Genomic DNA, 4,841 nt, shown 5'->3' with positions numbered 1-4,841 from the left:
TGCTTCAGCGGATCGCGCAGGCGAATGCGACGGAACAGTTCCGGGGCGAAGTTCGGAATACCGGTGAACTTCATGGTTTCGCCCTGGGTGAAGGTGTCGCCAATCTGGATAGTGCCGTGGTTATGCAGGCCGATGATATCGCCCGGATAAGCTTCTTCAACGTGCGAACGGTCGCCCGCCATGAAGGTCAGCGCGTCGGAGATCACCACATCTTTACCGGTACGCACCTGACGCAGCTTCATGCCCTTCTCATATTTGCCGGACACCACGCGCATAAAGGCCACGCGGTCACGGTGTTTCGGGTCCATGTTGGCCTGAATCTTAAACACGAAGCCGCTGAACTTCTCCTCTTTGGCTTCGACTTTGCGGGTATCGGTCTGGCGCGGCATTGGCGCCGGCGCCCAGGCAACCAGACCATCCAGCATGTGATCGACACCAAAGTTGCCCAGCGCGGTACCAAAGAACACCGGCGTAATTTCGCCGCTCAGGAACAGCTCTTTGTCGAACTCGTGCGATGCGCCCTGCACCAGCTCCAGCTCGTCGCGCAGCTGCTGCGCCAGCTCTTCGCCGACGGCCGCGTCCAGTTCCGGGTTCGCCAGCCCTTTTACCACGCGCACTTCCTGAATCGTGTGGCCTTTGCCGCTCTGATACAGGTAAGTTTCGTCGTTGTAGAGGTGATACACGCCTTTGAACAGCTTGCCGCAGCCAATCGGCCAGGTGATCGGCGCACAGGCGATTTTCAGCTCGCTCTCAACCTCATCCAGCAGTTCCATCGGATCGCGAATGTCGCGGTCCAGTTTGTTCATAAAGGTGATGATCGGCGTGTCGCGCAGACGGGTCACTTCCATCAGCTTGCGGGTACGATCCTCAACCCCTTTCGCGGCGTCGATCACCATCAGGCAGCAATCCACCGCCGTCAGCGTACGGTAGGTATCTTCCGAGAAGTCTTCGTGCCCGGGGGTATCCAGCAGGTTAACCAGGCTGTCGCGATACGGGAACTGCATCACCGAGGTGGTGATGGAGATACCGCGCTGCTTCTCCATCTCCATCCAGTCTGATTTGGCATGCTGGCTGGAGCCGCGACCTTTAACGGTACCGGCGGTCTGGATCGCCTGTCCGAACAGCAGGACTTTTTCGGTGATTGTGGTTTTACCGGCGTCCGGGTGCGAGATGATCGCAAAGGTACGACGGCGCGCCACTTCTTCTAAAAAGGGAGCAATAGACATGAGTGAATTCTTCTTCAGGGCAACGCGCGGGCGGCGCGCTGCGAATAAATCATTCCGGAGCCAGTCCGGCGGATAACGGTGCCAATGGCGACGCATGCGCGTCGGGTCACAGCAGGGTGTGTGCGATCTACATTGGCGGCAGTCCGGTTATCCCATCAGCATTGAGGCGGCATAGCATACAATATTTCAGCAGGCGGGGGAATCTGCGGCAGGATGAGACGATGCTCGCGCAGTTCAGGACATGTCTTGTAAACACTAAGCGATGTCTGGCTGAGAATGCCTGTCCGGAACCGTCACCCCGGCAAGGACAGCAAAATGACTCTACAGCTTAACCCACATACCTACAGCCCGTCGCACCGAAACGCCGCCCTGTCGTCGTCCGCGCAGATGTACCGCAAACCCGGCGAGATGCTGCTGATCAACGCGCCGGATAACCCAGTGCTGCCTGCCACCGGCCGCGCTGATTTTTCCCGCAGCAGCCTGCCGGCGCACCTGCATTATCTGCTCACGCCGCGTCCCGGTTTTTCTGCCGGTCAGCATTTTGTCCCGGAGTATCCGTACATGCTGGACGCCGCGCTGTCGGTCACTGCCCGCCGGGGCGCGGTGTCGTTAGCACCGTATCACGCCGACAGCGACAAGTGCGCGCTGGTGATTGAGCGGCAGACGCTGGTGAAGTTTGATCTGCCGCCGCTACACGATTTGGTGCTGAGCTACATCGGTCTCAACACCTACTTTAGCGAAGTGCGCTTCTACAACCGTGCCGGACGCATCGTGGCGTTTCGTCGCCTGAACGCCAGCAAAAAGCGCCACGAAGTATTCTGCTTCGCTGGCATGAAGCCGGTCTCACTGGTGATTGAGACCAGCCAGCACAGCTCGATTTTGCTCGATGAGATGGTGTGGAATCAGACCGTGGGCGTGGGCGCGCGCTGAGGCGCGTTACCCCAGCATGCGCACCACTGCCGCCTTGAAGATTTTCACACCGATCTCCAGCGAACTCAGCTCAAAGCGCATCTGCGGATGGTGCAGTCCCGGCACCAGATTGGTTCCCAGCCCCCAGAAACCGGCTTTCACCTGCGGATTTTTCACCGGATAGTAGAAGAAATCCTCGCTGCCCGGCGTGGTTTTCGCCGCCAGTAATCCCTGCTCGCCGAGCACATCGACAATCGCGGCGCTCAGCAGCGCGGTGGCATCGGCATCAATTTCCGCCGCCGGCATCTCTTTCAGCACCACCACTTCAGCGGTTGCGCCCAGCGCGGCCACGCTGTGCTGAATCGCCTGGCTGACTTTCTCTTTAAGCAGTTCCATCGGCGCGTTCTCCTGCGAACGCAGATCCCACACCACGCGCGCCTCGTCCGGCACCGAGTTGGTCACGCCGGCGTCGCACAGGAAGCGCGTCGCTTTTACGCTCCAGGTGAGGCCCGGTGCCAGATGAATGCTGTTCACCGCCTGCACCGCCTGGACTGCCGCATCAAGCGCGTTGACGCCGAGATGCGGTCGCGCGGCATGGGCCGGAACACCTTTAATGGTGGCCTCCAGCGTGCTGCACGCTGAATAGATCACCGCAGGCGTCGCCTGCCCGACCTGGCACTCCTCCAGCGGGCGCAAATGGAAGCCGAGGATCATCTCCACGTCATCCAGCGCGCCGCCCTCAATCATCGCCAGCGCGCCGGCCCCCAGCTCTTCAGCCGGCTGGAACAGCAGCTTCAGCCGCCCTTTTTTAATAGCGCCTTCCTGCAGCAGCTCCTGCGCGGCGGTCAGCACCACCGACGAGTGGCCGTCATGGCCGCAGGTATGGCGGGCGCAGGCAACGCCGTCGATCACGTGCCCGAGCGCATCCATGTCGGCGCGCAATGCCAGCACCGGGCCCGGCACGCCGCTGTCGATCTCCGCCACGATACCGGTGGTCTGGTTGATGCCGCGCGTGACCTTAATGCCAGCCTGTTCCAGCTGGCCGGCGATGTAGGCCGAGGTTTTAACTTCCTGAAACCCCAGCTCGGGGATTTCATGCAGAAAATGGTAGTGATCGAGAACTCTGGACACCGTTTCGCTCCTAAACAAAAAAACGCATCACGAACATAGCGATAACCGCATTGATAATGCTGGTGAGCATCAGCAGCGGCCAGTATTTTTTCGGCACATCAGCAACGCCCAGCAGGCGGCCCATGTACTGCAACTGTGACCCCATAAGAAAAATCGCCGGCGCGAGGATGGTGATGTCGGTACCGCTCAGCAGGCCTTTCGCCATCAGGCTCACCGCCACCCCGACGCTGGCCGAGGATGACAGCCATGCGGTCAGCAGCACGGTGATCGCCTCGCCGGGCAAACCGAAAATCCCCATCAGCGGCGCAAACGCGTGGCCAAGAAACTGCATGATGCCGAGCAGATTCAGCACTTCCGCCAGTACGTAGGCCATCACCACATTGGGCATCAGATTGTGAATAGCAATATGGAAGCCTTTACGCGCGCCGACAATAAAAATATCAAACGGATTATTATTGACCCGCGTCTGTACGTTATTTGACATCAGCAAAATCCTTCTTATAAACACTGTTTAACACAAAACGGACAAATGCCGCACCGACGAATTTCAGCACAAACATCAGCAGCAGCGGAATAATGATTGGTGCACTCATGGACGCAAATAGCGCCGAGCCAATGGCAAAATAATTATTGATCAGTCCGGCACCGGAATATTGCCAGGCGCTCATCACCACCAGCTCTTTTTTACCAATTTGCTGCTGATCCGCCATCTCTTTGGTGAGCGCCGCGCCGGCATCGGTACTTTGCAGATCGGTAATCAGCGCCAGGCCGCAGCGTCCCGGCAACCCCATCAGCGGTTTCAGCAGTGGCGTCAGCAGCGTGTGGGCGGCACGAATCGCGCCGTAGTGGGTGAAAATCTCCAGCACGCCCAGCGCCAGCATCACAGTGGGTGCCAGCGACAGCGCGAACAGGAAGCCGGCTTTAGCGCTGATGCCGCCGGCGCCGAGAAAGGTGGAACCTGATTCTTTGATGGTGCCAAAGCTGCCGCCCAGCGTGGTGAAATCAAACGCGCCCAGCCAGCTAAAGCCTTCGACCTTATAAAGCAAACCGGAAAAAAACAGTATTGCCAGTATCAGCGCGAGATAATTTCCGGCGCTTGCCGTGACCGTTTGTGGCGCGGCCATGATTTTTTCTTCAGACATCTTTTCTCCTGCTGGCCCTATTTCTGCCAGACGTGGTTGCAATATACGGAACTATTTACCAAGCAGGATTTATGCCAACGCGCACTTTCTTTAATTTCGCTATGGCTAATTTTGTTCAGTAACAAGCAGCAGCCGGAATAAGCGTTTATATCGCCGTGCCAGCTTTATTGCTGGTCGCGCCAGTGCTTATTTTATCGGCGGGTTGACTGGCGAAGAAGTGATCGGTGCAGTTGTACGCTGCACCGCCAGCAGGCAACGCAGCTGCACTAAAACAGTGCTGCGGACTGTGAATGAAAATTAGTCAAAGTTGAGAATTCTTCGCATTCAACTAGCGGAATAATTCCATTTATAATCAATAAGATAAATTCAACTTTTTTACGAAAAAACCTTCACAAAAAAGTATAGATTGATGCATAATTCACCGTACTTCACC

General features: G+C 57.4%; 5 protein-coding genes. 1 reads left to right on the top strand and 4 read right to left on the bottom strand.

The annotated features are described in order from the left end of the window. Positions 1-1,226, bottom strand: a 1,226-nt coding sequence (gene prfC / locus QMM04_RS20935) for a peptide chain release factor 3 (protein ID WP_282996924.1), incomplete at its 3' end; no start/stop codon positions are given. A gap of 315 nt (positions 1,227-1,541) precedes the next feature. Here prfC and QMM04_RS20930 point away from each other — a divergent pair. Beyond that, the gene (locus tag QMM04_RS20930) at positions 1,542-2,156 is read left to right on the top strand and encodes a hypothetical protein (RefSeq protein ID WP_282996923.1); all 615 of its coding nucleotides are present in this window, start codon (positions 1,542-1,544) and stop codon (positions 2,154-2,156) included. 6 nt (positions 2,157-2,162) lie between these two features. Here the strand turns inward: QMM04_RS20930 and QMM04_RS20925 are convergent, their stop codons facing one another. From QMM04_RS20925 to QMM04_RS20915, 3 genes are read right to left on the bottom strand one after another with little or no spacing between them, the layout of a single operon-like run. After that, a complete protein-coding gene (locus QMM04_RS20925) occupies positions 2,163-3,266 on the bottom strand; it encodes a M20 peptidase aminoacylase family protein (RefSeq protein WP_058759555.1) in 1,104 nt (367 codons plus the stop codon). Positions 3,267-3,276: 10 nt separating this feature from the next. Further along, on the bottom strand, positions 3,277-3,750 hold the full coding sequence (locus QMM04_RS20920) for a YjiG family protein (RefSeq protein ID WP_021507664.1): 474 nt from the start codon (positions 3,748-3,750) through the stop codon (positions 3,277-3,279). After that, entirely contained in the window at positions 3,740-4,408 is a 669-nt protein-coding gene (locus QMM04_RS20915; protein ID WP_021507665.1) for a nucleoside recognition domain-containing protein, read from the bottom strand. Before QMM04_RS20915 ends, QMM04_RS20920 begins: the two co-directional genes overlap by 11 nt. Between the last annotated feature and the right edge of the window lie 433 nt (positions 4,409-4,841).

The organism is Pantoea sp. Pa-EAmG (genome assembly GCF_030024295.1).
GTDB classification, from domain to species: domain Bacteria; phylum Pseudomonadota; class Gammaproteobacteria; order Enterobacterales; family Enterobacteriaceae; genus Pantoea; species Pantoea dispersa.
Note: the sequence above shows the minus strand (reverse complement) of the source record. Positions and strands in the feature narration are given on the sequence as shown.

Coding starts and splice junctions, on each gene's coding strand:
- QMM04_RS20930 (WP_282996923.1), top strand. CDS start 1,542: ATGACTCTACAGCTTAACCCACATACCTACAGCCCGTCGCACCGAAAC.
- QMM04_RS20920 (WP_021507664.1), bottom strand. CDS start 3,750: ATGTCAAATAACGTACAGACGCGGGTCAATAATAATCCGTTTGATATT.
- QMM04_RS20915 (WP_021507665.1), bottom strand. CDS start 4,408: ATGTCTGAAGAAAAAATCATGGCCGCGCCACAAACGGTCACGGCAAGC.